The organism is Conexibacter sp. JCM 18997 (assembly GCF_055391915.1).
The window spans coordinates 1,407,508-1,433,589 of the sequence record NZ_AP043885.1; the positions used below are offsets into that span (position 1 = coordinate 1,407,508).

Sequence of the window (26,082 nt, forward strand, 5' to 3'; positions counted from 1 at the left end):
GTCAGGGCACTAGGTCGTCGCGCTCGACGCGACCCGCGCGGCGTACGCGTTGAGGCCCTTCTTCACGTTGGCCGAGAGCCCGCGCCGCACGATCGGGCCGAGGCCCGGGTACTTGCCGTCGAAGTCGATCGTGTAGTCCAGCCGCGAACCGGTGGGCGTCGAGGAGAACCGCATGATGCCCTCGTGGTTCTTCAGCAGGCCGCCCTTGGTGATCCGGTAGCGGATCAGCTCGTTGGGAACGACCTCGACGACTGTCTCGACGAACGGCGGGGTCGGGCCGACCTTCAGCTCGCGCGAGCAGCCGACGCCGTTGCGCGTGCCGTCGGTGCCGTTGGTCAGGCGGCGCACCTTGGCGCCGAACAGCGGCTCGAGGTTCTCGTGCTCGCTGAGGTAGGCGAACAGCTCCTCGACGGGCTGCTGGAAGTCCTGGATCACGTGCACACGTTGCATGGCGCGAGCATCGCAGGTGGCCGGGAGTCGATGATCCTATGTGATATCAGTGCTGGATATGGCGGCCCATCTGGAGATCCTCGACGCGCAGGTCCATCTGTACGCGGCGGACAGCGAGCGCTATCCGTGGGATCCGGCGGTCCTGGCCGACCCCGCGCTGGCGCCGATGCGCGCGCGCTTTGAGGCGCACGTGCCCGACGCGTCGGCCGAGGCGATGCTCGCGCTGATGGACGCCCACGGCGTGCAGGGCGCGCTGGTCGTCTCCCCCGCCATCTACGGCTACACGGACGTGTACTCGGCCGATGCCCACGCGGCGCACCCCGATCGCTTCCGGGTGGTGGCCCGGGTCGACGCCGCTCGCCCCGACGTCGAGGACGCGCTGGCGGCGCTGGCCGCCGATCCGGCCTACGTCGGCGTGCGCGTCAACCTGTGGGCGCCCGAGGCCGTGGACCGGTTCCTGGACGGAGCGGACGACCGGCTGCTGGGCGCGGTCCAGCGCGCCGGCCTGCGCGTGTGCGTCAACGCGCCCGGCCGCTTCGACCTGCTCGGCCGGATCGCCCAGCGCTTCCCGGACCTGCCGCTGATCGTCGACCACGTCGGGCTGTTCTCCATGGCCATGCTCGACGCCGACTACGGCGACACGTTCGCCGGCCTGGACGGCCTGCTCGAGCTGGCCGCCTTCGAGCAGGTCGCCGTCAAGCTGACCTCGCTGCCCCTGCTCTCGCGCGAGGCCTACCCACACGCCGACGTCTGGCCGCACGTGCACCGGGTGATCGCGGCCTTCGGGCCCGAGCGCCTGATGTGGGGCAGCGACCAGACGGTCTTCGCCCACGACTACGGCGAGACGATCGACGTCATCCGCGCCACCGACGAGCTCGGACCCGCCGACAAGGCCCAGATCCTCGGCGCGTCGCTGCGCCGCATCTGGGGCTGGCCCTAGTGTCCTGAGTCGGTAATTCGTGTGCAACTGGTGGATGGCGGGGCGGGCCTGCCCGTGACCGCCATCCACCGTCGTACTGGTGGTACGGCTGTGGATGGCGGGTGCGGGCAGGCACGATGCCGCCGCCGCCAGATGCGGGCGAATTTCTGACTCAGGGCACTAGGTCGTCGCCGGCCACCGGCGGGTCGATACCGAGATGATCATGCGCCCACTACGAAGGAGCCGCACCGATCGTGCTCGACGAACAGGTCCGCGCCCGGCGCCAGGAGATCGTCCTCGACCACTTCCGCGACGAGGTGGCACAGCAGTGGGACGACGTCCTGTCGACCTTCCCGCATCCGCGCTACGAGATCATCCCCACGCAGACCGTCTACGACGGCGACGCGGCCGTGCGCGGCTACTACGAGGAGACGCGCGTCGCCTTCCCCGACCAGCGCCACGAGATGATCGCGCTCCGGCACTGCGACGACGCGGTGGTGGTCGAGTTCTACCTGCTGGGCACCCACCGCGGACCGCTCGGGGTCGTGCCGCCGACGGGCGGCTCCTTCAAGGTCCGCATGACCGCGTTCTTCGTCTTCGCCGGTGACGACGAGCTGATCGCCGAGCGCGTCTACTTCGACCAGCTGTCGCTGTTGCGGCAGCTGCTCAGTGCGATCAACCTCAGGTCGCCGAAGGGCATCGTGCAGCTCGTGCGGGTGCTGCGCGGCTTCGCGGCGATGTCGCGCCGCCCCAAGGACGTGATCCCCGATGGGCTGGAGCCGACGGTGGCCTCCGCGCAGACCGTGCGCTAGACGGGCGTGTGGGACTTGCGCCGGTTCTCGCGCACCGACGCCTCCTGCTGCTCGTCCAGCGGCGGCTTGCCCTGCTCCGCGCGCCGGTCGTTCATGCGCGCGATGACCGCGTCGTCCTCGGCCCGCGTCATGCGTCCGTGCTCCTCGGCCCGGGTCTTGTTGCGGGCCGTCGCCTCGATCTCGCGACGCGCGAGGTCGGCCTCGATCCGCTCGCGCACCAGATCGGGAACCCCGCTGGCCCAAGGGCGGGTCGGCTCGATCAGGAACCACTCCCACGTGTACCGGATGCCGGCCTGATCGACGATCCGGTCATAGCCCGGCGTGGTGCGCGGCGGCTCGTCGGTCGGGCCGCCCCACAGGCGCAGCGCCGCGTCGAAGGCGTTGACGTTCTTGCGCAGGAGCTGCACGCCCTGGGCTCCGCCGTTGGGGACGTACCGGGATCCGTTGTCGAGTTTGACGTGGACCTCCGTCCGAAAGACGTCCTGCCATTCGGTCTTGATGAAGGCGTCGAACTGATCGGCCGCTGTTTTGGATTCGCTCACGACCAGTGAGCTTCTCAGTTCCGGCAGGAACCGTCGGCACACGTCTGGCGCGTCTGCATCAGCCCGAGCGCCCAGCAGGTCGGGCAGCCGCGCCACGCGACCACCGTGACGAGCAGTCCCAGCAGCGCGATCGGCGTCACCAAGGCGGCACCGGCGACCGCCACGATCAGCGCGATCAGACCGAGCGCGCCGCGCACGTAGTGGCGACGGACGGAGGAGCTGGCCAGCGGCGAGGAACGCATCACCGGTCCTAACGCGAGCCCGGTCCGACTGGATCAGCGCGTGCCCGGGTACTCATTGCAGGCAACGCTGTTTCTCGGTCCCCGGAGGAGAGAGCATGACCCGACGTCCCACCCGTGCCCGCCGGCTCACGCTCGCCGCGGTCTTCGCCGTCCTGGCCTTCGCGAGCACCGCCGCCCAGGCCACCGCCGGCCCGCTGCCCTACGTCGCGCTGGGCGACTCCTACAGCGCCGCGTCCGGGGTCCTGCCTCCCGATCCGACCGCACCGCCGCAGTGCCTGCGGGCCAGCGTCAACTACCCGCACGTGATCGCCAACGCGCTGGGCGCCGAGCTGACCGACGTGACCTGCGGCGCGGCCGACACCACGCACTTCGCCGCTGCGCAGTACCCGGGCGTCGCGCCGCAGCTGGATGCCGTCAAGAAGCGCACGCGACTGGTCACGATGACGATCGGCGGCAACGACAGCAGCGTCTTCATCAACACGATCCTGCAGTGCGGCAGCGCCGGACTGTCGACCCTCGGCATGGGCAGCCCGTGCAAGGACCGCTACGGCAGCTCCTTCGAGGACACGATCCGCACCACGACCTACCCCGCGATCGTCAAGGCGCTGGCCGCGGTCCGGGCCAAGGCGCCCGCGGCCAAGGTGGCGATCCTCGGCTACCCGTGGATCATGCCGGCGTCCGGGGGCTGCTTCACGAAGATGCCGATCGCCCAGGGTGACGTCCCCTACGTGCGCGGCATCCAGACCACGCTCAACGACGCGGTCCGGCGCGCGGCGGCCGCCACGGGCGCCACCTACGTCGACCTCAACACGGTCTCCGAAGGCCACGACGCCTGCCAGCCGATCGGCGTGCGCTGGGTCGAGCCGGTGCTCCAGGGCACCAACCCGGTCATCGTCCACCCCAACGCGCTGGGCGAGTCCCAGATGGCCGCCCAGACGATGGCCGTCCTAGGTCTCCGCTGAGTCGAAGGGGTCCGCGCCCGCCGCGACGCGCGCGTCGTACAGCTCGCGCGCGACGGCGACCGTCCCGACCCGCAGCAGCGTCGACTGCGGGTCGCGGTCGCGCCAGCGCTCCAGCGAGACCGAGGACGCCGGGATGCCCGGCCGATCGAAGGTCACGACGAGGTCCGGATGGCTGCCCAGCCACCAGGCCAGCGGATGCCCGAGGCGCAGCAGGCCGAGGATCTGCTCGGCCCGGCGGTCGCCGTCCGTCGCGCGGCGGGCCAGCTCCTCGGCGTCCCCCAGGCGCCGGCGCTGCTGCAGCTTGAGCACCGTCTCGTAGCGAGGGTCGTCGGCCGGCAGCTCGACCGCCTGGGCCCGGCCGGCCAGCGCTCGTCCGTCGTAGTCGTAGAAGTAGGGCTGGCTTGCTTGGATCGGCATGCGCCACCGACGCTACCGGTGCGATCCGCCATGGACTTGACACACCGGGTGTCGCGAGTGCGACACTCGACCTGCGGGGGCGCGGGAAGACTGTGCGCACCAAACCGATCCAGGAGCGATGCCGCATGTCTGCCATCACCTTCAGTCGTGTCGCGGCCTTCGCCGCCGCAGCGGCGGCCGTCGGCGTCACCGCCGGCCCAGCGCTCGCGGTCCCCACCGTCGAGCCGACGCTGTCCAACCTCAGTGGGAAGCCGCGCCATCTGGCGCTCGGCCCGGACGGCAACGTGTGGACGCCGCTGTCGGACTCGACGATGGAGCTGGCCCGGATCGCCCCGGACGGCACCGTCACGGAGTACGACGTCGACACGCTGGCCGGCGCCGAGGGCATCGCCAGCGACGGCACCAGCATGTGGGCCACGAAGAACAACGCGGTCGTCAAGTTCGCGCCCGCCAATCCCGCCGGCGCGGTGGCCACGCCGGTCGCGGCGATCACCGACCCGCGCGCGATCACGCTGGGCAGCGACGGGAACCTGTGGACCGGCAGCGGCGACCAGGTCGTGCACTTCGCGCCCGCCAACCCGGCCGGGTTCACCACGCAGACCGTGGCCGGCATGGGCGCCCGCGGCATCGCCTCCGGCGGTGACGGGGCGCTGTACATCGCCGACTTCGGCAGCCAGCGGGTCGTGCGCGTCACCACGGCGGGCGTCGTCACGTTCACGGCCACGGGCGGCGGTCCGCAGGAGGTGGCGGCGGGTCCGGGCACCCAGGTCGCCGTGGCCAACCCCGGTGCGGTCCCGCAGGCGGTCAGCCGCATCGACGCGGGCGCCGTGAGCGGCACGTCGCCGATGCCCCTGACCGACCCGTTCGGGCTCGTGCTCGGCAACGACGGCGCCTACTGGGTGGCCCGGTTCGCCGGCGCCGACGTCGGGCGGATCGCCCCCGACGGCACCGTCACCGCGCTGGCGCTGCCCGCCGCCTCGGGCCCGCGCCAGATCGCCAAGGGCCCCGGCGACACGCTGTTCGTCGGGCTGGAGACCGCGATGAAGGTGGCCCGCGTCAGCGGCGTCTCCGCCCCGCCCCCGCCGCCGGTGCCCGTGCCGCCGACGCCGGTTCCGCCCGTGCTCCCGCCCCCGCTGCCGCCGGTCGTCGCGGCGCCGACCATCAGCGGCCTGACGGTCACCCCGTCGGCCTTCCGGCGCGGGACCTCCCTGCCGGCGCTGACCACGACCGCCCGGGGTCCGCAGATCCGCTTCACCACCAGCGCGGCGGGCACCGTGGCCTTCCGGTTCCTGCGCCGCGCGACCGGCCGCAGCGTCGGCGGCCGCTGCGTCGCGCCGACCAGGCGCAACCGTGGGCGCAACCGGTGCGCGCGGTGGGTGCCGGTCAGCGGCACGCTCTCGGTGCCCGTGCCGCGCGACGGCGCCCACCGCGTCCGCTTCCAGGGCCGCATCAGCGCCAGCAAGACGCTGCGTCCCGGGCGCTACCGGGTCGTCGTCACCGGGCAGGCGGGTGGCGCCACCTCGGCCGCCGCCACCGCGGGCTTCACCGTCCGCGGCCGCTGACCCGCATCGGTCAGACCGCCGCGAGCACGTCACCGAGCTCGCGGCGGCCGCCGATGCCCAGCTTCGTGTAGACCCGCCCGAGGTGGTTCTCGACCGTCTTGGGCGTGACGAACAGCTCGACCGCGATGTCGCGGTTGGACCGGCCGGCGGCGGCCAGCTCGGCCACGCGGCGCTCGCTGGCGGTCAGCGCGTCGGCCCCGGAGAACGCCAGTCGGCGTGGCCGGTCGCCCAGCGCGGCCAGGCTGTCCAGCGCGCGCGTGTGCAGCACGTGCGCGCCCAGCGTCTGCGCCAGCTCCGCCGCGCGCTCCAACGGAACGTGGGCCGCGCGTCGCTGGCGGTCCACGCGCAGCGCCTCGCCCTGATCGCACAGCGCCGCGGCGAGCTCCAGGCGCGCGGGCGACGCCTCGAGCGCGGCCACCGCGTCCTCCAGCAGCGCCAGCCGCTGCGCCTCGTCGACCCGCGCCGCCAGGCGCAGCGCGGCCCCGATGTCGCTCAGCGCACCCCAGCGACGCGCCCGGGCCAGCTGCTCGGCGGCCAGCTCGCGGGCGGTGGCGAGGTCGTCCAGGCGCAGCGCCGCGATGGCCGCGGGCACCCGCCAGGCGATCGCCGGGTTGTCGCCGCTGGCCGCCTCGGCGGCGCCGGCCGCGCGCGCCTCGCGCAACGCCGTGCGCGGGTCGTCGCGGGCCAGGGCCAGCGCGGCGCGCGCGCCGCCGATGCGCGACACCGTCACGACCGGCGTGGACGCGGCCACGTCCTGATCCCAGCGCGCCAGCACCTCGGCGGCCACGTCGAGCTGCCCGCGCTCGATGCTGGCCAGCGCGTGGAAGCGCGTGCAGACGGCGCGCAGCCCGGCGGCGAACGCGCTGGGATCGTCGAACGCCAGCGCCTCCAGCGCGCTGGCGGCCCGGCTCTCGCAGGTGGCCACGTCCCCGGTGCGCCACGCAGCGAGCATCTCGATGCAGGCGACGGCGCCGAAGTCCCGGGGCGCGCCGCGGGGCAGCAGCTTGGCGTGCGCCTGGTCCAGCTCGCGGTCCACCAGGTCCAGGCCGTCGGCGAAGACGGTCGCGTGCATCGCGTGGCCCCACACCAGCACGTCGCCGCCCGAGCGCAGGAACGCCCCGTCCCCCAGGGCCCGCCGGGCCAGCTCGACCACGCCCGCGGCATCGACCGCCGCGCCGAAGTGCCACTGGGCGCTCAGCGCCAGGAGCATGCGCTCGTGCGCGTTGGCGCCCGGGCGGTCGGCGAAGACGGCCAGGCGCCGCCCCGAGCGCTCCCGCTCGGCCGGCAGATAGGTGGAGATGCCGGCCAGGTGGGCCTCCAGCACCAGTCGCGCGGGCTCCGCCTGGGCCCACGGCTCGTCCAGAGCGCTGCGCAGCCCTGTGACCGCCGCGGCCGCCCCGTCGATCTCCAGGGTCGCGTCGGCCACCAGCGCCGCGCGCTCGGCGCGCGGCTCGGCCTCGGTCGTGGCCTGCAGCGCCTCGTGCAGCAGCGTGCGCGCCTCGGCCGGGCGACCGTCACGCAGGAGGGCCTCGCCGAGCGAGGCGGCCAGCACGTCGTCGCCGGGAGCCTGATCCAGCGCGCGCATCAGGTAGCGCGCGGCAGTGGCCGCGTCGCCGTCGACCAGCAGCGACCGCGCGGCCGTGTGCAGGATCCGCGGGGCGTCGGCCAGCGTGCCTGCCGTGGCGTCGACGAGATGCGCGGCCACACGGCTGGCGGTCGCCCCGCGCGCGTGCAGGTCCAGCGCGGCGGCGGCGTGCAGCGCGCCGCGCTGGTGGGCGGGGAGCTCGCCGAGGATCGCCTCGCGGATCACCGGGTGCACGAACTCCAGTCCGCTGGCCTCGGGCCGGACGATGTGCGCCTGGCGCAGCTCGCCGGCGGCTGCCGCGACGGTCGCCTCGTCGAGCTGGGCCATCGCCCCGGCGGCGCCGACGTCGGAGTGCGCGCCGAGCACGGCCGCGGCGCCGGCCAGCGCCAGCGCGTCCGGCGAGAGCCGCACCAGCAGCGCGCGTGACACGGTCCGCGGGCCGAGCTCGCGAACCGACCGGGCGGCGCCGGCGTTGGCCACCGAGCCGCCGGTGGCCGTCAGCTCCTCCATCAGCTGGCCGGCCAGGAACGGGTTGCCGCCGCTGGCGGAGTGCAGCGCGGCGACGACCTCGGAGGCCGGCGTGACGCCCTCGTGCTGGCCGACGATCACCGCCAGCGCGGCGGGTGACAGCGGCTGGGGCAGCAGGCGCTCTCCGGCGCGGCCGGCGGCGATGTCGGCCAGCGGGCCGGCGTCGGCGTTCGGCGGGCGGGTGGCCACCACGAGCGCGATGGGCAGGTCGCTGATGCGCCGGGCCAGATAGGCGATGAAGCGCAGCGACGCGCCGTCGGCCCATTGGGCGTCGTCGACGGTGATCAGCAGCGGGCGGTCGGCGGCCAGGTCCGCGGCCACCCACCACAGCGCGTGCAGCGTGCGGGCCAGCTCGGCCTCGTCGGTGTCGGGCGCGCGATCCAGCGCGGCCAGGGCGGCACCCGCGGGCCCGTCGAGGATCGCCGCCCGCGTGTCACCGGAGTAGCGCAGGATCGAGCGCTCCACCAGCTGGCGGACCACGCCCCAGGGCACCGAGCGCTCGGGCTCGTCGCCGACCGCGCGCAGGCGGCCGAACCCGTCCGCCTTGGCCAGCGCGCGCACGTGCTCGACCAGGACCGTCTTGCCGATGCCCGGCGGCCCCTCGATCACGACGAGCGTGCCCAGCCCTCCCGCGGCGGAGGCCAGCGCCTCGCCCAGCCGGGTCAGCTCCCGCTCCCGCTCGAGCGTCGTGCCGTCCATGTGCGCGCAAGCATGCCATGCCGAGAAGCGGTGTCTCGCGCCGATCTGAGGGATTCCCCCTCATGCGGCCGGTGGTGCCCCAGGCCAGCCTGGTGCCATGAACCAGCGATTCCTCGTTCCACTGGTCAGCGCAGCCGTCGCCCTGACCCTCACATCGACGGCGCTGGCGGCGCCGGAGACGGCGCTCGTCAGCCGCACGCCGACCGGCATCCCCGCGGGCGACGTCTCGACGATGGCGACGTCGTCGGCCGACGGGCGGTTCGTCGCCTTCACGTCGCACGCCGACGGCCTCAGCGACGTCGACGACGACTCGGTGGCCAACGTGTACCTGCGCGACCGGGCGACCGGCACCGTGCAGCTGGTGTCGCGCAACGGCGCCACCGCGGCCAACGACGCGTCGCTGTTCCCCGACGTCTCCGACGACGGACGCTACGTCGCGTTCGTCTCGCTGGCCACCAACCTGTCGCCGGCCGACGCCAACGGCGGGAACGCCGACGTGTTCGTCTACGACGCCCAGACCGGGACGACGGAGCTGGTCAGCCGCGCCGACGGCGTCAACGGGGCTGGCGGCCTGGACATGTCCAGCGCGCCGTCGATCTCCGCCGACGGCAGCCGCGTCGCCTTCACCTCGGAGTCCAACAACCTCGTGGCCGGCGACAACGACGCGTTCTCCAACGTCTACGTGCGCGACATCCCCGCCGGGCAGACGATCCACGTCAGCCGCGGCGCCGCCCCCGCCGATGCGGACTCCTCCGACCCGGCGATCTCGGGCAACGGCCTGGTCGTCGCGTTCGCCTCCCACGCGAGCCTGACCGGCGACAACACGGCGGCCCAGGACGTCTTCGCCCGCAGCCTGGCCACCAACACGACCCAGCTGGTCAGCCGGGCCACCGGCCCGGGAGGCGCCGCGGGCAACAGCGCCTCCGACGATCCGTCGATCTCGGTCGACGGCCGCTTCATCGCCTTCGACACCAACGCCGACAACCTGGTCGACGACGACGTCGACGCGGTCAGCCGCCGCGTCCTGCGCCGCGACCGCCTGACCCAGACGACGATCCTGATCAGCCGCGCAACCGGCGCCAACGGCGCCGCCAACGCCGAGCTCGCGTCGGACGCCTCGATCTCGGCCAGCGGCGGCAGCGTGCTGTTCCTGTCCACCGCGCCGTTGGTGCCCGACGCACCGGCGGCCACCATCAAGGCCTACGTGCGCCAGATCGTCGGCAGCACGACGACGCTGGTCAGCCGTGCCTCCGGCGATGCGGGCGCGCCGGCCGAGGACGACGTCAACTACGCCGACCTCTCCGCCGACGGCCAGACGGCCGTGTTCGACTCTGAGTCGCTCAACCTGACCGCGGAGATCCACATCCCCGGACAGGTGTTCGCCCGGGGCCCGGCCATCGCGCCGATCCAGCCGCCGTCGGGTGGCGGCGGAGGCGGCGGAGGCGGCGCCGTCCAGCCGGTGGGCGAGCCGCCGGCCGCGACGGAGGCCGGGCCGCCGGTCACACCCACGCCGGGCACCGCCTCGACGACCGGACCCACGCCCCGCACCGTGGCGCCCAAGGTCGGCCTGCGGCTGCTGTCGGTCGGCTCCCGCAGCGCGCGGGTGCGGATCGCCTGCCCGACGCGCCCCGGCGCGACCTGCCGGGGCACGCTGACGCTGCGGTCGCTGGGCTCGGCCCGCTTCACCGTCGGCGCCGGGAAGGCCCGCGTCGTGCCGGTGGCGCTGACGCGCACGGCGCGCGCCGCGGTGGCCCGCGGCCACGGCCGCACGGCTCGCGCCACCGCGATCGTCCGGGTGCGCGCGGCGGACTCCGCGACGCGCACCCAGAAGCAGCGGCTGCGCGGGCGCTACGTGCGGAAGTAGTGACCCTGGTCGAGGTCCTCGATCAGCCCCGGCTGCGTCGGCGCCCACCCCATCCGCTCGCGGGTGAGGGTGCTGGACGCCGGCGCGTCGGCGGCCAGGAAGCGGCCCAGCCAGCCGAAGTGCTCGATCGCGTCGTCCGGCGCGATCGAGGCCACCCGCAGGTCCAGCTGGCGGCCGATCACCTCGGCGATGGTCCGCACGGGCACGCCTTCGTCGTCGGTGGCGTGCAGCGTGGACCCCGCGGGGGCCGACTCGACGGCCAGGCGGAACAGCCGCGCGGCGTCGATGCGATGCACCGCGGGCCAGCGGTTGCTCCCGTCGCCGACGTACCCCGAGACGCCCTGGTCGCGGTCGATCCCGACGAGGACCGCGAGGAAGCCGTGGTCGCCGTCGCCGTGCACGGTGGGCGGCAGCCGGACGACGACCGACCGCACGCCGCGCTCGGCCAGCGCGACGGTGGCCTGGGCGGCGACGGCCCGCGGGTTGGCCGCGGTGTCGGGCGTGTCCTCCTCGGTGCCGACGCGGCCCGGCGCCAGGCCGAGCGTGCCGGAGGCGATCACCAGCGGGCGGTCGGAGCCCGCCAACGCGCCGCCGAGCGCCTCGATCGCCCGCAGGTCGGTCTGGGCGGCCGCGGCCATCTGGTTGAAGTCGTCGTGGACGAAGCCGAGGTGGATGACGCCGTCGGAGTCCGCTGCGCCGGCCCGCAGGCTGTCGAGGTCGTCCAGCGAGCCGCGCAGGACGTCCGCGCCGGCGGCGGCGATGACCTGGGCCGCGGCGTCCGAACGGGCCAGCCCGGTGACCTGATGGCCGGCGGCGATGAGATCGGGAACGGTGGCGGAGCCGATCCAGCCGGATGCCCCGGTGACGAAGACGCGCATGCGATGACCTCCATTGGTCGCGCGATGTCAGTTTCTGTCATCACCGTAGCACGGGCATGTCAGTGACTGACATGAACTAGGATCGACCGATGGTCCGTTGGCAGCCCGACAGTCGCGAGCGTCTCGCCCAGGCCGCCCTGGAGCTCTACGGCGAGCGCGGGTTCGAGAACACCACCGTGGCCGAGATCGCCGCGCGGGCCGGGCTGACCGAGCGCACGTTCTTTCGCCACTTCGCCGACAAGCGCGAGGTGCTGTTCGCCGGCTCCGGTGTCCTGCAGGAGCTGCTGGTCACCACCGTCGCGCAGGCGCCCGCCTCGGCCACCCCGCTGGACGCGGTGGCCGCCGCGCTGGAGGCCGCCGGCGCGGTGCTCCAGCAGCGCCGCGCCTACTCGCGGGAGCGCAGCCGGGTGATCGCCGCCAGCGCCGAGCTGCGCGAGCGCGAGCTGATCAAGCTCGCCGCGCTGGTCGGCGCGCTGACCGAGGCGCTGCACGCGCGCGGCGTCGGCGACCCGGCCGCCGGTCTGGCCGCCGAGGCGGGCGCGGCGGTCTTCCGCATCGCCGTCGAGCGCTGGGCCGGCGACGGCGCGCAGGACGACCTGCCGCAGATCATCCGCGAGTCGCTGGCCGCGCTGAAGAGCGTCGCCGCCGGCGAGTGAGGTTCAGGCCGCGCCGTAGGGCGGGACGTCGCGCATCAGGCCGGAGCGCGGGTCGTCCGCCGTGGGCGGCTTGGGCCGCTGCTCCTGCTCGGCGACGAGCTCGCGCGGCTCACGCACGGCGGCCCACGTCCCATCCTCGCCCAGGCGCATGGTCACCTTCGGCGTGGTGCCGTCCGGGGACGGCGGCCCACCGGCTTCGGTTCGGGGTGCACGTTCGTAGCGAGCCATGACCCCAACGTAGCTCAGGCGCGGGGCCCGCGTGCCGCCTGGATGGCCGACAGGATGGCCAGCACGGCGAACAGGATCCCGAAGATCGTCGATCCGCTGATGAAGAAGAGCACGGCGGCGACCGTGAAGCCGCCGGCGGCGATCCAGTTGAGCGTCGTCTTGTTCATCGGGGCCAGTCTGACGGACTCGCGCCCAGCGCGCGTTCCATGTCGTCGGCCAGCGCCGGCTGGTGGTACGGGCCCGGACGGCGCAGCGCCTCCAGCACCTGGCGCTGGGATTGCGGGTCCTTGTCCTGGCTCATCTTGACCTTGCAGACGAAGCGGTCGATGGGCAGACGGATGCCCACGGTGCCCGGTGAGAGCCGCGCGGCGACGTCGTCCTCGAGCCACACGGGGTGCTCGACGCGCTGCTCGAAGTGGGCGACCAGCCGGCGCAGGACCGCGACGTTCTCGTCGGCCTCCAGCACCTGGGGCACGCCGTAGCAGTGCGCCACGCTGAAGTTCCACGTCGGCGCGCGCGTGCCCAGCTCGCTGTACCAACTGGGCGAGATGTAGCCGTGCGGCCCGGCGACGATCAGCAGGACCTCCGCGCCGGGGAAGCCGTGGATGCGCTCGTCCGGTCGGCCCACGTGGGTCACCACGGCGAGCCCGTCGCGCGCCTCGTCGAGCAGCACCGGGTAGTGCGAGGCCACGATCCCCTCCGGGCCGGTGCTGACGATCGTCGCCCAGGGGTTCTCGGCGATCAGCGTGCGGACGACGTCCTCGTCGGTCTCCGCGTGCTTGGGGCTGTGACGCACGCTCGCATCATCCCGTGTCGGCCCGACGTCTACAGTTGCGGGCGGTGACCAAGATCCTGCTCACCGAGGTCGACGGCCTGCAGGCGGTCGACGTCATGCATCCGACGCTGAGCACCGTCGACGGCGCCGCCACGGTCGGCGAGCTGCGCGCGTACTTCGCGACCAGCTCCAGCCGGCGCCTGGCCGTGCTGGTCGACGGCGAGCGGTTCGTCGGCGCCATCGGGGTCGACGACCTGACCGATCTCACGGCCCCGGCGGACTCCCCCGCGCGGTCGATCGCCCAGCGCGAGCCGACGATCGGGCCGGACGCCTCCGCCGCCGACGCGCGCGACGCCGCGCTGGCCACCGACAGCCGCCGGCTCCCGGTGGTCGACGCCGACGGACGCCTGCGCGGCGTCGTGGCGATCGACAAGTACCTGGCCGGCTTCTGCGGCACCGAGCACCCGGAGTAGCGCCCGCGCCGGCTCACGGCGTCATGAGCGATAGGCCGACGCCGCAGGCGGGCACAGTCATGAGGCCATGGAATCGCCTGCGCCGAACACCACCACCTGGACCAGCGACGAGCTGCACGCGGTCGCCACGACCGACGAGCTCCAGATCGCGCCGCGCCGCCGCGACGGCACCCTGCGAAAGCCCCTGCCGATCTGGGCGGTGCGCGAAGGCGACGACGTGTTCGTGCGCGCCGCCTATGGACCGGACACGGGCTGGCACCGCGTGGCCCGGGCCAGCGGCGAGGGCCACGTCTCCGTGGGCGGGGTCGAGAAGGACGTGGTGATCGTCGCCGCCGACGACGCGGTCAACGACGCCGTCGACGCCGCCTATCGCGAGAAGTACCAGCGCTACGCGGCCCGGATCGTCGACAGCGTCACCAACGACCAGGCGCGCGCGTCCACGCTGCGCCTCATGCCCCGGGCGGGCTGACCTCGGCCACGTACGCCGCCAGCTGGGTGCGCGAGCGCAGGCCGAGCTTGCGGTAGATCGCGCTCAGGTGGTACTCGACGGTCTTGCGGCTGAGGAACAGCGCGGCCGCCACGTCGGGGTTGGAGCTGCCGCCGGCGACGAGCAACGCGATCTGCAGCTCGTGCGGCGTGAGCTCGTCCAGCGGGGCGTCGCCGGCCTCCGCCGCCGCGCCCGAGCCGACCTCGAGCTCGGCCCGGGCGCGCGCCTGCCAGGGCGCGGCGCCCAGACGCTCGAAGCGGGCCAACGCCTCGCTGAGCGGCGCGCGCGCGTCGCCCCGGCGGCGCTCCCGGCGCAACCGCTCGCCGATCGCCAGCTGGGTGCGGGCCAGCTCGAAGGGCATGTCGACGCGCGCGTGTGCGGCCAGCGCGTCGGCGGCGTGTCCGTCGACCGCGTCGGCCGGGGCCAGCAGCACCCGCCCGCGCGCGGCCACGGCGGCGGCCCACGCGCCACCGGTGCGCCGCGCCTGCGCGTCCAGGCGGGCCAGCGCCGCCTGCGCGTCCTCGCGGCGACCCGCGCGGGCCAGCGCCTCGATGTGATCGCCGGCGAACAGCGTCAGGGCCGGCTCACCGTGGTCGTAGCGCGCGGCGATCTCGGCGGCCCGGTCCAGCACCACCGCGGCCTCGCCGGGGCGCCCGTCGGTCAGCTCGGCGAACCCGAGGGCGGCCAGGGAGTGCACGACCGTCGCGTCGCCGGCGGCGGCCTCCCCCACCGCCACCCCCTCCCGCGCGTGCTCGCGCGCCCGCTCGAGGCGACCGCGGCCCGCCTCGGCGCGCACGAGCGCCGGCAGCGCGACCGCGAGCATCCCGTCCTGGCCGGTGTCGCGCGCCAGCTGCACCGCCTCCTGGGCGTCGGACAGCGCGGCCGGCCAACGGCCGCGCCGCCAGCGCAGCTGCGAGCGCACGGCCAGCGCGTAGGGCAGCCGGCCCGCGGCGCTCGCCGCTCGGGCCCGATCGATGAGCACGTCCAGCGGCCGCTCGGCCCGGTCGAAGCGCTCGATCCACATCGAGGCCATCGCCCCCATGCCGATCACCTCGGCGATCGGCGACAGCGGGTCGGGATCCAGCAGCAGCGGCGCCGCCCGGGCGATCAACGCGTCGCCGTCGGCCGCCCGGCCCAGCGCGACGAGCGCCTCGCCGCTGACCAGCGTGGCCACCAGGTGCAGCTGCGGGCTGGCGTCGCGTGTCTGCTCGGCGGCCCGCGCCGCACTGTCCAGCAGCGCGTGCATGTCGCCGCCGAACATGTGGGTCATCGAGGCCTCCAGCAGCAGCTGCGCCGCACCATCCTGGTCGCCGGCGGCGCTGGCCTGCGCGGCCAGCTGCTCGAGGATCGCCAGCGCGGTGGCGGGGTCGCCGCCGCGCATCAGCAGATGCGCGCGCAGATGCTGCGCCGCGGCCCGCACCTCCGCCGGCGCCTCGTCGGCTCCCGCGCGCTCGGCCAGCGCCAACGCGGCCGCGCCGTGGCCGGCGACGGCGAAGTCCTGGGTGGCCTCGACGCGCAGCCGCGCCGCCGCGGCCGGCTCGGGCGACAGCTCGGCGGCGCGGGCCAGGGTGCGCCCCGCCTCGACGTGCGCTCCGCGGGCACGCGCTGCCGCTCCGACCTCGGCCAGCAGCGCGGCCACCTCGGCGTCGGGGCCGCTGACCGCATGGGCCAGGTGCCAGGCGCGACGGCCGGCGTCGTCGGTCGTGGTGCCCAGCGCGCGATGCACCGCGCGGCGCGTCGACGACGGCTGTCGGTGGTAGGCGACCGAGGCCATCAGGGGATGGCGCAGCCGCAGGCCGCGCGCACCGGTGACCACGAGCCCGCGCGTCGCCAGGCGTTCGAGCACCGCATCGGCGGGCAGATCGAGCGCGGTCAGCGCCGGTTCGATCGGGTCGGCGCCGTTGCCCGACGCGGCCGCCACCACGCACAGCGCGACGGTCTCGTCCTCCGGCAGATCGGCCAGCTCGCGGGCGAACGCCTCGACCAGCCGGCCCTCGGCCGGCAAGGCCGCGCCGAGCGACTGCTCGCCCCGGCGCTGCCGCGTGCTGAGCGACTGCGGCAGCTCGCGCAGCGCCAACGGGTTGCCCGCGCTCATCAACAGGATCGCCTGGCGGACCGACGGGGCCAGCGGCGCGCCGTCGCCCAGCAGCGCGCGTGCGGCGGCGTCGTCCAGCGGGGCGAGCGGGATGTGCTCGATCCCCACGGCCGAGACCGAGGTGCCCTCCCCGGCGCGCGCGGCGAGCAGGATCCCCACGCCCGGACCGGCCGGGCGCCGGGCCGCGAACAGGACCGCCTCCAGCGAGTCCTCGTCCAGCCACTGGGCGTCGTCGACGGTGACCAGCACCGGCTGCTCCTCGGCGGCGGCGGCCAGGAGCGACGCGACGGCCAGGCGCAGCGCGAACGGGTCGAACGGCGCGGGCGCGGTCAGGGCCAGCGCCACCTCGAGCGCCCGGCGCTGGGAGTCGACCAGCTCGCCGCGGTGGCCGAGGACCGGCGCCAGCAGCCCGAGCAGGCCACCGAACGGCATCTCGATCTCCGACGCGTAGCCGCAGGCCTGCAGGCGGGCGACGGCACCGGCGGCCCCAGCGGCCTCCTCGAGCAGCGTCGTCTTGCCGATCCCCGCCGGCCCCTCCAGCAGCACGGAGAAGCCGGTTCCCTGCGTCAGATGGCTCGTCCGCTCGGCCAGCAGCCGGCGCTCCCGCTCGCGCCCATGGATCATGCGCCCGGCAGGCTAGTGCGCATGAGGGAACACCCGCGCGTCGGTTGCGGCGCGACGCGGGCGCGGCCAGACTGCGCGGCGTGCTGCTGGGCCGGGATGACGAGCTCGCGCTGTTGCGCGCGAGACTGGACGACGTGCGCGACGGGCGGGGCTTCGCGCTGCTGGTCGACGGCGAGCCGGGCATCGGCAAGACCGCGCTGCTGGGCGAGCTGGGCCGCGCCGCCGACGGCGTGGCGGTGCTGCGCGTGGACGGCGCGGAGTCCGAGACGCAGCTGCCGTTCGCGGCGCTGCGCAACCTGAGCGAGCCGCTGCTGCGCCTGCGCGACGAGCTCACGCCCGCGCAGGCGGCGGCCCTCTCGTCCGCCCTGGCCCTGTCGCCGCCCGCCGCCCATGATCGGTTCGCCGTGTTCGCGGCGCTGCTGGCGCTGCTGCGCCACTGCGACGACCCGGTCCTCGTGCTGGTCGACGACCTCCAGTGGGTCGACGACGCCTCGCGCCAGGCGATCCTCTACACCGCGCGGCGGGCCGCGGGCACGCAGGTCGGGTTCGTGCTCGCCGCGCGAGCGGGATCGATGCCCGATGCCGAGGGTCTGCAGCGGTTGACGCTCGGCGGCCTGGACGACCACGCCTCCGGCGCGCTCCTGCGCACGCACGCCGCCGGTCTGGATCCGGGGGTGGCCGCCCGGCTGGTGCGCAGCGCCGCAGGCAACCCGCTGGCCCTGCGCGAGCTGCCGCGCCTGATCAACGACGAGCAGCGCGCCGGTCGCCAGCCGCTCGGCATCGCGCCGCACCCGGGCGAGCAGATCGCCGCGGCGTTCGACCGCCAGCTCAGCGAGCTCAGCCGGGACGAACGCCGGGCGCTCGTCGTCGCAGCGGCCATGGACCGCGGACCCGCCGCCTGGCTGGCCGACGCGCTGGCGCAGCTGGACCTGGAGGAGCGCGCGCTGGACGCGGCCGAGCGGCGCGCCCTGCTCACGGTCGCCGAGGGCACGGTCCGCTTCGACCACGCGCTGCTGCGCGCCGCCGCCTATCACGCCGGCGACGGCGCCGAGCGGCGCAGCGCACATCGAGCGCTGGCCGCCACGACCGCCGATCCGCGCCGGCGGGCCTGGCACCTGGCCGCGTCCGTCGACGACGTCGATCCCGACGTCGCCGGCGCGTTGGCCGATGTCGCCGTCAGCGCCCGCGCCGTCGGCGGTCACGCCGAGGCCGCCGAGGCGTTCGCGCGGGCCGCCGAGCTCTCGCCGGCGGGCCGCCCGCGCGCCCGCCTGCAGCTCGAGGCCGCGCGTGAGCTGGCGGTCGTGGGCGCCGCCGAACGCGCGCTGGCGCTCGTCGATCGCGCGGCCGGCGCCCTGGACCCGACCGACGCCGCGCTGGCGCTCGGGCTGCGCGGGCACCTGCGCCTGCGCGGCGGGGATCCGGCCGGCGCGCAGCGGGTGCTGGACGCCGAGGCCGAGAAGCTCCTGGAGGCGGGCGACGCCGAGGCGGCCGCGCGCCTGCTGCTCGACGCGGTGGTCGCGCTGACGATGACCGGCGATCGCGTCCTGCTGGAACGCGCCGTCGGCCAGCTGCAGGTCGCGGCCGCCCAGGCGGGCGGCGTGATCGCGCTGCTCAGCGACGTGACGCTGGCCCAGTACGACGTGGCCCGGGGCGCGACGGCCGAGGGCCGCCGGCGGCTGGACGGCGTGATAGCCCAGCTGGCCGGCGTGGACCCGGTGGCCTTCGCCGAGCCGCTCGCCCTCACCGGGCAGTGCCTGTTGTGGCTGGCCGAGGCGGCCCGTGCGCACGCGCTGGCCGACGGGGTGGTGAGCGCGCTGGAGGGCGTCAGCGCGCTGGGCCGCCTGCCCTATCCCCTGTGCGTGCGCGCGCAGGCGGCGCTGTGGCGGGGCGACGTCGCCGCGGCGGTGGCCGACATCGCGACCGCGGCGCGCCTGGCTCGCGACACCGGCCAGGACACGATGCTCACGTTCATCCTGGCCATGCAGGCGCGGGTCACCGCGATCGCCGGCCAGACCGAGGAGGCCCGCGCGCTGGCCGCCCGCGCGCTGCAGCTGTGCGACCGCAGCGGCGCCCACGGGCACGCCGCCTACGCGCATGCGGCGCTCGGGCACGTCGAGCTGGTCGAGGGGCGACCGGAGGCCGCGATCGCCCCGCTGCAGCGCGCGCAGGCGCTGGCCGAGGCCGCCGGGTTCGCCAACCCCGCCCTCACCGCGTCCGCCGGCGACCTGGTCGACGCGCTGCTGGCCGCCGGCCGTGCGGACGAGGCGCGCGATCGCACCGACGCGCTCGTCGCGCTCGACGCCGACGGCTGGACCGGCGCGATCACCGCCCGCGCGGCGGTTGCCACCAGCACCGACGGCGACGCGCTGGCCGCCCTGCAGGCCGCCGCGCGGGCCGCGGCGGACGCGCTGGACGCGCCGCTGGAGGTCGCCCGGACCGAGCTGGCGGTCGGCCAGCAGGCCATCCGCCTGCGCCGCCGGGGCACCGCGCGGGTCGCGCTGGAGCGCGCGCAGGAGCTGTTCCATCGGCTCGGCGCGCGGGCCTGGGAGGCCCGCGCCCACGACCTGCTCGCCGCCCAGGGCGAGGTCCGCAGCGAGCTGGCCGAGCTGCCCGACGAGGAGCGCCGCCTGGCCGTCCTGGTCAGCCGCGGCATGACCAACGAGGAGATCGGGCGCACGATCTCCGTCAGCACCAAGACGGTCGAGCGACGCCTGAGCCTGCTCTACCGCAAGCTCGACATCGGCTCTCGCACCGCGCTGGCCCGGCTGGTCACGCAGTCGCGCGCGAACGGCTGAGCGCGCACGGGGGTTCCCTGATGTGCCGCGCGGTGGCGCCGTCCAGAGTCGCCGGCATGTTGCGCAAACTGCTCATCCCCCTGGCCGTGGCCGGCCTGCTCGCGACCGTCGCGGCCAGTCCCGCGGCGGCCGACGACCCGATCCTCGCGGTCGACATCATCGCCACCCACACCGTCGTGTGGGACTACGCCAGCTCGGGCTTCCCCGACGCCTGCAAGAGCTGGGCCCGCGGCTCGGGCACCCAGACCATCCGCATCCACTCGGCCAAGCGCGAGCGCGTCCGCCTGGAGAAGGTCCTCGGCAACACGCTGCTGACCGGCACGGGCAGCCGCCCCACGTTCGAGGGCACGATCAGCCGGATCGGGAAGTGGAAGGACAACGCGGTGCCGTTGACGTCGGCCTGCACCCCGTGCGGTCCGTCGAGCGAGTTCGGGCCCTGCGACCCCAACCCGCAGCCGCCCAAGACGCCGTCGTTCGACTGCAACACGCGCGACCTGCGCAACCCGATCGCGGTCGTCTCCTACGCCAAGGGCAAGGGCATCCCGTCGATCGACAAGGGCCTGACCGTCCGCGCCTGGCTGGGGTCCGACGACGGGAAGTTCGCCAACTGCCCACCGGAGATCAAGGCCGGCAGCAGCGCGGCCCGGCTGCGCAACCCGCTGCCCGATTGGGCGGACCTGCCCAAGGCCGACCTCACGCGGCTGACCAAGCTCGGCGTCGGCGACTCGGTCACGGGCGAGGTGCGCGTGCAGCGCACGGTCGTCGACCGCGACGGCAAGACGACCACCGGCGGCAACTGCATCCAGCTGCCCGACGACGTGGCCGGCTACAGCGAGTGCGCGGTCACCGAGTACGCCGTGACGTTCACGCGGATGAGCTGACGCGGACGCGGTCGGTCAGGTGCAGGGGCGCAGGAACGGCGCGTCCTCCTGGCCGGCCGCGACCAGGTCCAGCGAGCTGCGCAGCGCGGTCGGCTCGATGCGCGCACCGGGTCCGAACGGGTGGTCCAGGGTGGTCAGCACGCCAACCACGACGCTGAGCATCAGCACGACACAGGCCAGGCCGGCGATCGACGTCTCGCGTTTGGCCACCAGATCGCTGCCTATCAGGAAGAGCAGGACGGTCGCCCCGAGGTAGATCAGCACCCATAGGACGATCGGTATCGACGGCTTGGACAGAAACAGCAGCTGTTGTCGTGCGGCGTTGGCCTCGCTCAGCTTCGACAGCGCCGCGGCGGTGGCCGAGCCCTGAGGCAACGCGCGGATGGCGTTCTGCACCTGGTCCCTGGCCTGCCGCGTGTCGACCGCTTCGACGCCGCTGCCCTCCTCCATCTGGCGCCAATCACCGTCGATGACGGTCCGGGTGTAGCAGACGAGCTCGTGCTGAACCGGCACGGCCTGCGCGGGTGGGAGCCCGCTGAGCGCGTCCAGCGCTGACACGATCGTGGTCGCTTCGGTCTGCGCCTCGGTGCGCGCCGTCGTGTAGTGGTTGGTGGCGAACACCACGAGCAGCCCGAGGAGCAGCCCGAACGCGGAGGCGATGAAGCCCAGCGCCGCGCCGAACTCGCCGCTCTTGGGCTCCGTGCGCATCTTGCGATGCCAGCGGGCGACGAGCAGGCCCGCGGTGATCGCGACCCACAGGATGAGGAGGTGCACCACGATCGCGCCCATGCCGCGGCGACCCTACTGACTGATCGCCCCCCGCAGCGCATGGAGCGCGTCGTTGTAGATCTCCGAGAAGGTCGGAAACGGCTGGATCGTGTCGGCCAGCACGTCGAGCGGGACCGCCGCCCGGATGGCCAGCGTGGCCTGCTGCAGCCACTCCCCCGCCTCCGGGCCGAGCGCGTAGGCGCCGGTCAGCCGCTGCCCGTCGCTGAGCAGCGTGAGGAAGCCGTTGGAGTCGGCGTAGGCGCGCGTGTACGTCTCCATCTTGGCGATCTGGGCCAGCATGCCGGTGCCCTGGAACGGCGCCTCGGTGGCGCCCACCGCACCCGCCTGCGGATCGGTGTAGACCACCCGGGGAACCGCATCGAAGTTCGCTTTGCGCGGCCGCCCCAGGATGTTGTCGGCCACGACGTCCCCGGCGTACTTGCCGACGTGGGTCAGCGGCCAGATCCCGGTGACGTCGCCGATCGCCCACAGCCCGTCGGCCACGCGCATGTGGTCGTCCACGGGCACCCCGTGTGGATCGGCCTCCACGCCGACCGTCTCCAGGCCGAGATCGTGCACGCGCGGGTGGCGCCCGGTGGCCACCAGGAGCCGGTCGCCGCGCAGCTCGCGTCCGTCGTCGAGGGCCAGCACGAACTCCCCGTCGGCCTTGCTCACCCCGGTGGCGTGGCGACCCAGCTCGAGCTCGATCCCGTCGCCGCGCAGCGCGTCGGCCAGCGCCACGCCCAGCGCGGAGGCCTCCCGGGCCAGCAGGTGATCGGCGCCTTCCACGAGCGCGACCTCGCCGCCCAAGCGGCGGACCGCCTGCGCCATCTCGACGCCCACGGCGCCGCCGCCGAGGACGAGCAGACGGCGGGGGATCTCCCGCATGCCCGTGACCTCGCGGTTCGTCCACACGCCGTCGAGGTCGGCCAGGCCCGGGATCGGCGGGAACGACGGGTCCGCGCCCGCGGCCAGCACGATGTGCGCCGCGCTGTGGGGGACGCCGTCGACCTCGACGACGCCCGGCCCGGCCAGCCGACCGGTGCCGCGCAGCAGACCGATCCCGGCGCCCTCCAGCCAGCCGGCGGCGCCCTGGTCGGAGTAGTCGCTGACCATGAAGTCGCGCCAGGCCAGCGCCGCCGCCACGTCGACCTGGGCCTCGGCCGCGGCCTCGCGGGCCCCGTGGACGGCCTCGCCCGGGCGCAGCAGCGTCTTGGACGGGATGCAGGCGTAGTAGGAGCACTCGCCCCCGACCAGCTCGCGCTCGACGACGGCGACCCGCAGCCCGCTGGCCGCCAGCGCCGCCGCGCAGTGCTCGCCCGGGGAGCCGGCGCCCAGCACGATCACATCGAAGTCGTGGGACACGCGCCTACGCCCCGGCCTGCTCGTCGACCATGAACTGGGCGTACCAGATCGGCCACTCGGCGTCGGCCACGCCGGTCTGCGCCTCGTGGACGCCGTGCGCCGCGGCCGCCCGCTCCAGCGCGCCCTTGAGGTCCTCGACCGACGCATAGGTGGTCGGCGTGGGCGCGACGCGCCCGGGCAGGCGCTCGGTCACCTCCTGGAGGATCCAGCCGTTGCCGTCCGGGTCCGAGAAGGAGGCGAACGAGCCGTAGGTGCCGTGGTCGGGTGCCGGGCCGGGAACCCGATCCGTGGTTCCGGCGTGGTGGAAGATGCCGCCCGCATCGTGGAAGACCTCCGCAACGTCGGCGCCGCGGGCGTTGAGGTCCGCGCGCGCGGCCTCGATGTCGCTGACCACGAGCTGCAGTCCCTCGATCGAGCCGGGCGTCGCGTTGGTCAGGCCGGTGCCGAAGATGATCGAGGCGTCCGAGCCGGTCGGCGTGAACTGCACCACGCGGAAGCTGTCGCTGGTGGCGAAGTCGGCATCCTCCCGCCAGCCGAGCCCCGCGTAGAACGCCTTGGCCCGATCGACGTCGGAGACAGGCAGGACCACGACCTCGAGCCGCGTGGTCACCGGCGCGGTGCTGCTCATCGTTCTGCCCTCCATCGGGGTGAGCGCTGCTGACCGCGACCTTATTGCGGGAACGACGGCGCAGCAATCCGTAGGCTCCGCGCATGCCGCTCCATCCCGAGGCACAGGCGCTGCTCGACGTGTCCGCGTCGATGGGCCTGCCGCCGCTCTACGAGCTGACGCCGCAAGAGGCCCGCGCACAGGTGGCCACCAACAACGCGCTGCTCCCGCGCGGGCCGGAGGTGGCCCGCGTGCAGGACATCCGCATCCCGGTGCGCGACGGCGAGATCGGCGCCCGCACCTACGCGCCGGCCGACGATGCGGGCGACACGGTGATCGTCTTCCTGCACGGCGGCGGGTGGGTCATCTGCAACCTCGACACCCACGACGCGACCTGCCGGCTGCTGGCCAACGCGGCGGGCGCCACGGTCGTCTCCGTCGAGTACCGCCTGGCGCCCGAGCATCGCTTCCCCGGGCCGCTGGACGACTGCTTCGACGCGATCACCTGGATCGCCGCGCAGCACCCCGACCGACGGCTCGTGGTGGGCGGCGACAGCGCCGGCGGGAACCTCACCGCGGCCTGCGCGATCCGCGCTCGCGACGCCGGCGGCCCGGCCATCGCCCACCAGATCCTGGTCTATCCCGCCACCGACTTCAGCACCCGGCGGCCCTCCTACGACGAGCACGGCGAGGCGCCGACCAGCTTCCTGACCGAGCGCGAGATGGTGTGGTTCCGCGACCACTACCTGGACCCCGAGGACTACGCCAACCCCGAGGCCTCGCCGCTGCTGGCCGACGACCTGTCCGGTCTGCCGCCCGCGTCGGTGGTCATCGCCGAGTTCGACCCGCTGCGCGACGAGGGCCTGGCCTACGCCGAGCGCCTGCGCGAGGCCGGCGTGCCCGTCTCGCTGCACGTCTACGACGACCAGACGCACGCCTTCTTCACGTTCCCGCAGCTGATCAGCGGCGGCGTGGCGGCGATCGAGGCGGTCGCGGCGGACCTGCGCGTGCCCGCGTAGCCTTCGCCCGCGTGCCGTCGGAGGGCAAGCGTGTCTCCTGGGTCGAGCTCTATCTCGACCTGATCGTCGTGCTGGCCGTCGGCCAGCTCTCGCATCTGCTCGTCGCGCACCCCACCTCCCATGAGGTGTGGATCGCGCTCGGCCTGTTCGTCGTCATCTGGTGGACGTGGATCGGCTTCGCCGTCCTCTACAACCGTCGCGGCGACGAGGAGCCGCTGTCGCGCCTGATCTTCCTGGCCGGCAGCGTCCCGATGGGCGTCGCCGCGGTGGCCATCGAGCCGGCGTCGGTCGGCGACAGCGCGATGTTCGCGGCGAGCATGGCCGTGGTCCGGATCGTCCTGGCCGTCGCGCACGCCGGCGGCGGCGGTCTGCGCGACGCGCTCAACCAGCGCATCACGAAGGCCTACGCGCTGTCGGCCGCGGTGTTCGCGGTGTCGATCGCGGTGCCCGGTCCCGGCCGCTACGTGCTGTGGGGCCTGGCCGTGGCCGGCGAGTCGGGCGGCCTGCTGACCGAAGAGCGCGACAAGCGCCGCCGGGCCCGCAATCGTCGCGACCTGGAGGCGATGGCGCCGACGAACCCCGACGAGGCGATCGACGCCCACCATTTCGCCGAGCGCTTCGGCCTGTTCATCATCATCCTGCTCGGCGAGGTGGTCGTCGAGGCGGGGCAGGCCTCCGTCGACGGCCACGTGGCCAGCGCGGACGGCTGGGGCGCCCTGATCGCGGCGATGATCCTCGCCGCCGCGCTGTGGTGGCTGTACTTCGACGCGGCCGCGGAGATCAACCTCAAGGTGCTGGAGCTGTCGGGCGGCTCCCCGGCGATCGCCCGCGGCCTGTTCGCCATCGGCCACATGCTGCCCACGTTCGCGCTCCTGCTCGTGGCCGCCGGCGTCGGGCTGCTGCTCGAGCACGACACGCCGACCGCCGGCTACTGGCTGGCCTGCGTCGGGGTGGGCGTCTACTTCGTGGGCACGCGCGTGGTGTTCGCCGCGGTGACCCGCTGGGGCCGGTTGGGCCGCTCGCTGATCGTGATCGCCACGTTCTGGCTGGGCACGCTGCACCACGTCCTGTCGCCGCACGCGTACCTGTGGGTGCTGGCCGCCTGGGTCGTCGTGTGGACCGCCACCGCGTCGTGGCGCACCCACCACATGGACCTCGACGCGCTCGCCGCGGGGCGCGAACGGCGCGAGTCGGGCTAGATCCAGCCGGCCAGGCCGAACGCGACGCCCAGGACCACGTCGACGGCGGCGATCGTGCCCACCACGCGCAGCTGCCGGCGATGGTCGGTGCCCATGTCGTAGACCCAGGCGGCGACGGCGAAGAACGTCATGTAGCCGAACACCAGGATCAGCGGGATGAAGGGCACGTTCCACCACCAGTAGTGCCAGTGGAAGTAGCCCGTCTCGTGCAGCAGGATCTCGACGATCACGCAGAACAGCGCGTAGGCGAACACGAGCACCCAGCGGTTGGGCAGGCCGAGGATGCGCAGGTGGCGATCGGCCGGCAGCCCCTTGACGAACGTCACGCCGGAGATCAGGAACAGCAGGCTGATCTCGACGGTCAGGCCGATGAAGATCAGGTACGCCGTGTCGCCGGTGACCGTCCACAGCGCCGACGTGCCGCTGATGTGCAGGATCGCCGAGTTGACCATCTCGTTGAACCAGTCCATCAGCCAGAAGGCCAGGCCGGCCAGGACGATGTCCCAGCGCCGCCGCTCGACCTCGACGGTGTAGACGTAGACGCACAGGCCGAGCAGCGTGACGACGTACCACTTGAACTGGCTGGCGTCGCGCAGGAGCTCGAGCGCCTCGCGCGTGGCGTCGGTGTAGGCCGCGAACATCGCCGCGGG

General features: G+C 74.5%; 26 protein-coding genes. 12 read left to right on the forward strand and 14 right to left on the reverse strand.

Annotated elements, in window-relative coordinates:
* Positions 1-9: 9 nt before the first annotated feature.
* On the reverse strand, positions 10-450 hold the full coding sequence (locus ACZ5UI_RS07320; RefSeq protein WP_464195746.1) for an SRPBCC family protein: 441 nt from the start codon (positions 448-450) through the stop codon (positions 10-12).
* A 58-nt stretch (positions 451-508) separates the two neighbouring features.
* On the opposite strand from ACZ5UI_RS07320, the gene ACZ5UI_RS07325 reads away from it, so the two are divergent.
* Entirely contained in the window at positions 509-1,390 is an 882-nt protein-coding gene (locus ACZ5UI_RS07325; RefSeq protein WP_464195748.1) for an amidohydrolase family protein, read from the forward strand.
* A 233-nt stretch (positions 1,391-1,623) separates the two neighbouring features.
* Positions 1,624-2,181: an ester cyclase gene (locus ACZ5UI_RS07330; protein ID WP_464195750.1), complete on the forward strand. Its 558-nt coding sequence runs from the start codon at positions 1,624-1,626 to the stop codon at positions 2,179-2,181.
* Here the strand turns inward: ACZ5UI_RS07330 and ACZ5UI_RS07335 are convergent.
* Both ACZ5UI_RS07335 and ACZ5UI_RS07340 read right to left on the reverse strand, forming a co-directional pair.
* A complete protein-coding gene (locus ACZ5UI_RS07335) occupies positions 2,178-2,723 on the reverse strand; it encodes a hypothetical protein (protein ID WP_464195752.1) in 546 nt (181 codons plus the stop codon). The genes ACZ5UI_RS07330 and ACZ5UI_RS07335 overlap by 4 nt on opposite strands.
* Positions 2,724-2,737: 14 nt before the next feature.
* Positions 2,738-2,965: a hypothetical protein gene (locus tag ACZ5UI_RS07340; RefSeq protein ID WP_464195754.1), complete on the reverse strand. Its 228-nt coding sequence runs from the start codon at positions 2,963-2,965 to the stop codon at positions 2,738-2,740.
* 95 nt (positions 2,966-3,060) lie between these two features.
* On the opposite strand from ACZ5UI_RS07340, the gene ACZ5UI_RS07345 reads away from it, so the two are divergent.
* Positions 3,061-3,927, forward strand: coding sequence for an SGNH/GDSL hydrolase family protein (locus ACZ5UI_RS07345; protein ID WP_464195756.1), 867 nt, complete (start codon positions 3,061-3,063; stop codon positions 3,925-3,927).
* Here the strand turns inward: ACZ5UI_RS07345 and ACZ5UI_RS07350 are convergent.
* The gene (locus ACZ5UI_RS07350) at positions 3,913-4,344 is read right to left on the reverse strand and encodes a hypothetical protein (protein WP_464195758.1); all 432 of its coding nucleotides are present in this window, start codon (positions 4,342-4,344) and stop codon (positions 3,913-3,915) included. The two genes, ACZ5UI_RS07345 and ACZ5UI_RS07350, sit on opposite strands and share 15 nt — an antisense overlap.
* A gap of 125 nt (positions 4,345-4,469) precedes the next feature.
* Between ACZ5UI_RS07350 and ACZ5UI_RS07355 the strand changes: the two genes are divergently transcribed.
* Positions 4,470-5,906: a Vgb family protein gene (locus ACZ5UI_RS07355; RefSeq protein ID WP_464195760.1), complete on the forward strand. Its 1,437-nt coding sequence runs from the start codon at positions 4,470-4,472 to the stop codon at positions 5,904-5,906.
* Between the two features lie 10 nt (positions 5,907-5,916).
* On the opposite strand, the gene ACZ5UI_RS07360 is transcribed toward ACZ5UI_RS07355, so the two are convergent.
* Complete coding sequence (locus tag ACZ5UI_RS07360; RefSeq protein WP_464195762.1) at positions 5,917-8,718, reverse strand: ATP-binding protein; 2,802 nt, start codon at positions 8,716-8,718, stop codon at positions 5,917-5,919.
* Positions 8,719-8,815: 97 nt separating this feature from the next.
* Between ACZ5UI_RS07360 and ACZ5UI_RS07365 the strand changes: the two genes are divergently transcribed.
* Positions 8,816-10,582: a TolB family protein gene (locus ACZ5UI_RS07365; protein ID WP_464195764.1), complete on the forward strand. Its 1,767-nt coding sequence runs from the start codon at positions 8,816-8,818 to the stop codon at positions 10,580-10,582.
* Here ACZ5UI_RS07365 and ACZ5UI_RS07370 read toward each other — a convergent pair.
* Positions 10,567-11,460, reverse strand: coding sequence for an SDR family oxidoreductase (locus ACZ5UI_RS07370; protein WP_464195766.1), 894 nt, complete (start codon positions 11,458-11,460; stop codon positions 10,567-10,569). The genes ACZ5UI_RS07365 and ACZ5UI_RS07370 overlap by 16 nt on opposite strands.
* An 89-nt stretch (positions 11,461-11,549) precedes the next feature.
* On the opposite strand from ACZ5UI_RS07370, the gene ACZ5UI_RS07375 reads away from it, so the two are divergent.
* A complete protein-coding gene (locus ACZ5UI_RS07375; protein ID WP_464195768.1) occupies positions 11,550-12,116 on the forward strand; it encodes a TetR/AcrR family transcriptional regulator in 567 nt (188 codons plus the stop codon).
* 3 nt (positions 12,117-12,119) lie between these two features.
* Here ACZ5UI_RS07375 and ACZ5UI_RS07380 read toward each other — a convergent pair whose 3' ends face one another.
* Genes ACZ5UI_RS07380 through ACZ5UI_RS07390 form a run of 3 tightly spaced genes read right to left on the reverse strand, consistent with a single transcriptional unit; the run spans position 12,120 to position 13,140 of the window.
* Positions 12,120-12,344, reverse strand: a complete 225-nt coding sequence (locus ACZ5UI_RS07380; RefSeq protein WP_464195770.1) for a hypothetical protein — start codon at positions 12,342-12,344, stop codon at positions 12,120-12,122.
* A gap of 14 nt (positions 12,345-12,358) precedes the next feature.
* Positions 12,359-12,511 (reverse strand): hypothetical protein, encoded by a 153-nt coding sequence (locus ACZ5UI_RS07385; RefSeq protein WP_464195772.1) that lies wholly within the window; start codon positions 12,509-12,511, stop codon positions 12,359-12,361.
* Positions 12,508-13,140, reverse strand: a complete 633-nt coding sequence (locus ACZ5UI_RS07390) for an FMN-binding negative transcriptional regulator (protein ID WP_464195774.1) — start codon at positions 13,138-13,140, stop codon at positions 12,508-12,510. The genes ACZ5UI_RS07385 and ACZ5UI_RS07390 overlap by 4 nt, the downstream gene beginning before the upstream one ends.
* A gap of 44 nt (positions 13,141-13,184) precedes the next feature.
* Between ACZ5UI_RS07390 and ACZ5UI_RS07395 the strand changes: the two genes are divergently transcribed.
* Positions 13,185-13,592, forward strand: a complete 408-nt coding sequence (locus ACZ5UI_RS07395) for a CBS domain-containing protein (RefSeq protein WP_464195776.1) — start codon at positions 13,185-13,187, stop codon at positions 13,590-13,592.
* Positions 13,593-13,659: 67 nt separating this feature from the next.
* The gene (locus tag ACZ5UI_RS07400) at positions 13,660-14,061 is read left to right on the forward strand and encodes a DUF2255 family protein (RefSeq protein ID WP_464195778.1); all 402 of its coding nucleotides are present in this window, start codon (positions 13,660-13,662) and stop codon (positions 14,059-14,061) included.
* On the opposite strand, the gene ACZ5UI_RS07405 is transcribed toward ACZ5UI_RS07400, so the two are convergent.
* Positions 14,042-16,798 (reverse strand): helix-turn-helix transcriptional regulator, encoded by a 2,757-nt coding sequence (locus ACZ5UI_RS07405; RefSeq protein ID WP_464195781.1) that lies wholly within the window; start codon positions 16,796-16,798, stop codon positions 14,042-14,044. The two genes, ACZ5UI_RS07400 and ACZ5UI_RS07405, sit on opposite strands and share 20 nt — an antisense overlap.
* An 80-nt stretch (positions 16,799-16,878) precedes the next feature.
* On the opposite strand from ACZ5UI_RS07405, the gene ACZ5UI_RS07410 reads away from it, so the two are divergent.
* Positions 16,879-19,593 (forward strand): helix-turn-helix transcriptional regulator, encoded by a 2,715-nt coding sequence (locus ACZ5UI_RS07410; protein WP_464195783.1) that lies wholly within the window; start codon positions 16,879-16,881, stop codon positions 19,591-19,593.
* Between the two features lie 56 nt (positions 19,594-19,649).
* On the forward strand, positions 19,650-20,474 hold the full coding sequence (locus ACZ5UI_RS07415; RefSeq protein ID WP_464195785.1) for a hypothetical protein: 825 nt from the start codon (positions 19,650-19,652) through the stop codon (positions 20,472-20,474).
* A gap of 15 nt (positions 20,475-20,489) precedes the next feature.
* Here ACZ5UI_RS07415 and ACZ5UI_RS07420 read toward each other — a convergent pair whose 3' ends face one another.
* From ACZ5UI_RS07420 to ACZ5UI_RS07430, 3 genes are read right to left on the reverse strand one after another with little or no spacing between them, the layout of a single operon-like run.
* Complete coding sequence (locus tag ACZ5UI_RS07420) at positions 20,490-21,263, reverse strand: bestrophin-like domain (RefSeq protein WP_464195787.1); 774 nt, start codon at positions 21,261-21,263, stop codon at positions 20,490-20,492.
* A 12-nt stretch (positions 21,264-21,275) separates the two neighbouring features.
* Complete coding sequence (locus tag ACZ5UI_RS07425) at positions 21,276-22,607, reverse strand: dihydrolipoyl dehydrogenase family protein (RefSeq protein WP_464195789.1); 1,332 nt, start codon at positions 22,605-22,607, stop codon at positions 21,276-21,278.
* Between the two features lie 4 nt (positions 22,608-22,611).
* Positions 22,612-23,235 (reverse strand): VOC family protein, encoded by a 624-nt coding sequence (locus ACZ5UI_RS07430; protein ID WP_464195791.1) that lies wholly within the window; start codon positions 23,233-23,235, stop codon positions 22,612-22,614.
* Between the two features lie 83 nt (positions 23,236-23,318).
* Between ACZ5UI_RS07430 and ACZ5UI_RS07435 the strand changes: the two genes are divergently transcribed.
* On the forward strand, positions 23,319-24,233 hold the full coding sequence (locus ACZ5UI_RS07435; RefSeq protein ID WP_464195795.1) for an alpha/beta hydrolase: 915 nt from the start codon (positions 23,319-23,321) through the stop codon (positions 24,231-24,233).
* Between the two features lie 11 nt (positions 24,234-24,244).
* Positions 24,245-25,432, forward strand: a complete 1,188-nt coding sequence (locus ACZ5UI_RS07440) for a low temperature requirement protein A (RefSeq protein ID WP_464195797.1) — start codon at positions 24,245-24,247, stop codon at positions 25,430-25,432.
* Here ACZ5UI_RS07440 and ACZ5UI_RS07445 read toward each other — a convergent pair.
* Positions 25,429-26,073 (reverse strand): hypothetical protein, encoded by a 645-nt coding sequence (locus tag ACZ5UI_RS07445; RefSeq protein WP_464195799.1) that lies wholly within the window; start codon positions 26,071-26,073, stop codon positions 25,429-25,431. The two genes, ACZ5UI_RS07440 and ACZ5UI_RS07445, sit on opposite strands and share 4 nt — an antisense overlap.
* Positions 26,074-26,082 lie beyond the last annotated feature (9 nt).

Bases quoted from the DNA above. Each gene is read 5' to 3' on its own strand.
- ACZ5UI_RS07355 (WP_464195760.1), top strand. From the start codon at position 4,470: ATGTCTGCCATCACCTTCAGTCGTGTCGCGGCCTTCGCCGCCGCAGCG.
- ACZ5UI_RS07340 (WP_464195754.1), bottom strand. From the start codon at position 2,965: ATGCGTTCCTCGCCGCTGGCCAGCTCCTCCGTCCGTCGCCACTACGTG.
- ACZ5UI_RS07345 (WP_464195756.1), top strand. From the start codon at position 3,061: ATGACCCGACGTCCCACCCGTGCCCGCCGGCTCACGCTCGCCGCGGTC.
- ACZ5UI_RS07380 (WP_464195770.1), bottom strand. From the start codon at position 12,344: ATGGCTCGCTACGAACGTGCACCCCGAACCGAAGCCGGTGGGCCGCCG.
- ACZ5UI_RS07420 (WP_464195787.1), bottom strand. From the start codon at position 21,263: ATGGGCGCGATCGTGGTGCACCTCCTCATCCTGTGGGTCGCGATCACC.
- ACZ5UI_RS07360 (WP_464195762.1), bottom strand. From the start codon at position 8,718: ATGGACGGCACGACGCTCGAGCGGGAGCGGGAGCTGACCCGGCTGGGC.
- ACZ5UI_RS07405 (WP_464195781.1), bottom strand. From the start codon at position 16,798: ATGATCCATGGGCGCGAGCGGGAGCGCCGGCTGCTGGCCGAGCGGACG.
- ACZ5UI_RS07385 (WP_464195772.1), bottom strand. From the start codon at position 12,511: ATGAACAAGACGACGCTCAACTGGATCGCCGCCGGCGGCTTCACGGTC.
- ACZ5UI_RS07325 (WP_464195748.1), top strand. From the start codon at position 509: ATGGCGGCCCATCTGGAGATCCTCGACGCGCAGGTCCATCTGTACGCG.
- ACZ5UI_RS07430 (WP_464195791.1), bottom strand. From the start codon at position 23,235: ATGAGCAGCACCGCGCCGGTGACCACGCGGCTCGAGGTCGTGGTCCTG.
- ACZ5UI_RS07415 (WP_464195785.1), top strand. From the start codon at position 19,650: ATGTTGCGCAAACTGCTCATCCCCCTGGCCGTGGCCGGCCTGCTCGCG.
- ACZ5UI_RS07370 (WP_464195766.1), bottom strand. From the start codon at position 11,460: ATGCGCGTCTTCGTCACCGGGGCATCCGGCTGGATCGGCTCCGCCACC.
- ACZ5UI_RS07350 (WP_464195758.1), bottom strand. From the start codon at position 4,344: ATGCCGATCCAAGCAAGCCAGCCCTACTTCTACGACTACGACGGACGA.
- ACZ5UI_RS07400 (WP_464195778.1), top strand. From the start codon at position 13,660: ATGGAATCGCCTGCGCCGAACACCACCACCTGGACCAGCGACGAGCTG.
- ACZ5UI_RS07445 (WP_464195799.1), bottom strand. From the start codon at position 26,073: ATGTTCGCGGCCTACACCGACGCCACGCGCGAGGCGCTCGAGCTCCTG.
- ACZ5UI_RS07375 (WP_464195768.1), top strand. From the start codon at position 11,550: ATGGTCCGTTGGCAGCCCGACAGTCGCGAGCGTCTCGCCCAGGCCGCC.
- ACZ5UI_RS07365 (WP_464195764.1), top strand. From the start codon at position 8,816: ATGAACCAGCGATTCCTCGTTCCACTGGTCAGCGCAGCCGTCGCCCTG.
- ACZ5UI_RS07435 (WP_464195795.1), top strand. From the start codon at position 23,319: ATGCCGCTCCATCCCGAGGCACAGGCGCTGCTCGACGTGTCCGCGTCG.
- ACZ5UI_RS07320 (WP_464195746.1), bottom strand. From the start codon at position 450: ATGCAACGTGTGCACGTGATCCAGGACTTCCAGCAGCCCGTCGAGGAG.